1 protein-coding gene is annotated in these 2474 nt (G+C 38.3%); it reads right to left on the bottom strand.

What is annotated here, in order from left to right; genetic code table 11:
* Positions 1–27: 27 nt before the first annotated feature.
* The gene (gene ltrA / locus CQ058_RS31195) at positions 28–1854 is read right to left on the bottom strand and encodes a group II intron reverse transcriptase/maturase (RefSeq protein WP_078177370.1); all 1827 of its coding nucleotides are present in this window, start codon (positions 1852–1854) and stop codon (positions 28–30) included.
* Between the last annotated feature and the right edge of the window lie 620 nt (positions 1855–2474).

The raw sequence follows: 2474 nt of genomic DNA, 5'->3' as shown, positions 1-2474 counted from the left end.
GGACTTGTCCGTTTCCAAACATCCGGCTCAAGCCTTCTTTTTATTCCAAACAGCTAGTCGTTCGTCATCCATCATACGCCATTCTATTACCTGAATTCTTTCTCGAGGCGTTAATGAAATATGCTTGTTCACTTTCTTGTAAATATATGCTCTCTCTCGGCAGATAGGATGCTTTTGATGGAGTTGAATATGACAAGATGTATGTAGAAGTTGAAGATTACTATATTCATTTGTCCCCCCATAAGCTTTAGGAACTTTATGATGTACTTCTAATGCTTCTCCGTTTTGTAAAGCCTCTTTACACATTGAACAGATATATTTCTGTTTCTTTGCGATTTTAATTCGAGTTAGCGTATTATTGTTATCAAAATCTTTTTTATCTCGTTTAGCAAAATAGTCAGAGAGTTCGGGATTGTCTGGGCTGTTCTTATATTTTATTCCAATATGTCTTGCAATAGGAGTCCAAATCATTTTATAGATTTGATACTGTGTCTTTGGACAGGTGAGAACCCACTTATCATGTCCTCCATGTTTGGGCTTTCGAAAATATTGTTTTACAATCCATTTCCAACTTTTCTTTGGATGCAAATGTTTTACATGTCGTACAACATTTCCCCATATAAAGTAGTCCATGGATGAGAACACCCTTTTCGATACTACATGCCTCCAGTAATACACATACCCCCGGATTACTGAATTTAGGTTTGTTAATAGCGTATAAACAGATTTTCCTTTCAATTTTTGGAAAGTTGTTTTTATTTTCTTTTTGGCTTTTTGAATACTTGTTTTTGACGGTTTAATTAACAATTTATTCTTGTCTTGCACATATTGTTTAATGTGAAAACCTAGAAAATCAAAACCTTCAGTAATGTGAGTAACACGGGTTTTATCTGTTGCTAATGTAATTCCGCGTTTCTCAAGATATGGTACTAATTCTTGATACAAAGCTTCCGCTTCTTCTTTTGTTTGACAAGTGATGATAAAATCATCTGCGTAACGAACCATTGCCTTTGTGCATTTGACATGAATATTATAGGTAGTACCTTGTCTTTTTGTGTTACTCTTACTGTATTTAATACCGAGCTCTTTCTCCATACCATGTAAAGCGATATTAGCCAAGAGAGGTGAAATCACTCCTCCTTGAGGAGAACCCGATGTTGTAGGATGAAACACTTCATTATCTACATACCCGGATGTTAACCATCTTCTAACAACCTCTTTTGCTGGGAAGTTTTGAATTTTCTCTAAGATATGGTCATGGTTTAAATTATCGAAACATCCGGCAAAATCTCCTTCAAATACCCAAACTTTTTTACTTTTGGAGTTTAGTTTGTTAAAGATATTCGCTATGGCATCATGTGCACTACGCTTCGGACGGAATCCGTACGAAATGGATTCGAATTCTGCCTCCCACTCTGGTTCCAGAGCGTTTTTGGCGATATTTTGCCAAATTCTATCCTTAACTGTTGGAATGCCCAACGGGCGTAATTTCCCATTTTTCTTTGGAATGTGTATGCGCTTTACTGCTCTTGGACGATGTGATGAAATATTTTGGTGGCTCATTTTCTGAAACAATGCCATCCTAGACCTAGGTGTCAATATACGTTCTCCATCGATACCCGCTGTGCGCTTCCCACGGTTTATTTGTGTAACTCTTTTAATTGATAACAATAGATTCGCTTTGCTTCGAAGTATAAGGCGTTGTAATTTTCTCACTCTTCTACTTTGATTTTGGTGTTTGGCACGAAAAATTCGTTGTCGTAACTTCCTTACATACCTTTCGATTTCTTTCCACTGGATTGTAAACCAATCTGTAAGTGAAGGAATAGCCGACGCCTTGTGAGCTGTATCCATAACTAGATTCCTTCCTTTCCGCAAAAGTTTCTTTCCGCTTTTTTTCGTGTTGAAGACCTGTTGGAAGTCTGCACCCTTTCGGGTTGCATCATTAAGGTTTTTTTTCCTTGAATGCTATTCGCACAGTTATGAGTTCCTGTTATCTTTCGACTTTGCGACTTTCGCTTTTTCCAACATCCCATACCCTCTATAACGTCATTCTGCCTTACGACATCCTTACTGTACAACGTACAGATTATATAGGGCTTACCAAGTTCCACTTCTAATAGATACGATGAGGGAAGGTATCTTCTACTACTCCGGCGGATATGTAGGTTGTCCCTCAGCGGCATACAAAGTCCACTTTTCTCATCCGCAATCCCAATGTATCAACGTCTTTCATTAGGTTCATAGTAACGAAGCTTAAGAAAATTCACTGTCGTTTACCTTTCTCATCTTTCCCTAGCACGGATTGAATGTACGTTCATCGCTTCCTTATGCATCCCCTCATGCAACCAACCCTGCCATTACTAGCAACGCTGTTTCGGGTGGAAATATTCTTGACAACTAGAATAGCGTATCCCTATGGATACGCACTATTATGAAGCGACTTCTTGTCGCGCCTGTATTTCTACATTTAC

Origin of the sequence: Bacillus sp. MYb56 (assembly GCF_002976445.1) — a bacterium.
Taxonomy (GTDB): domain Bacteria; phylum Bacillota; class Bacilli; order Bacillales; family Bacillaceae_G; genus Bacillus_A; species Bacillus_A mycoides.
Note: the sequence above shows the minus strand (reverse complement) of the source record. Positions and strands in the feature narration are given on the sequence as shown.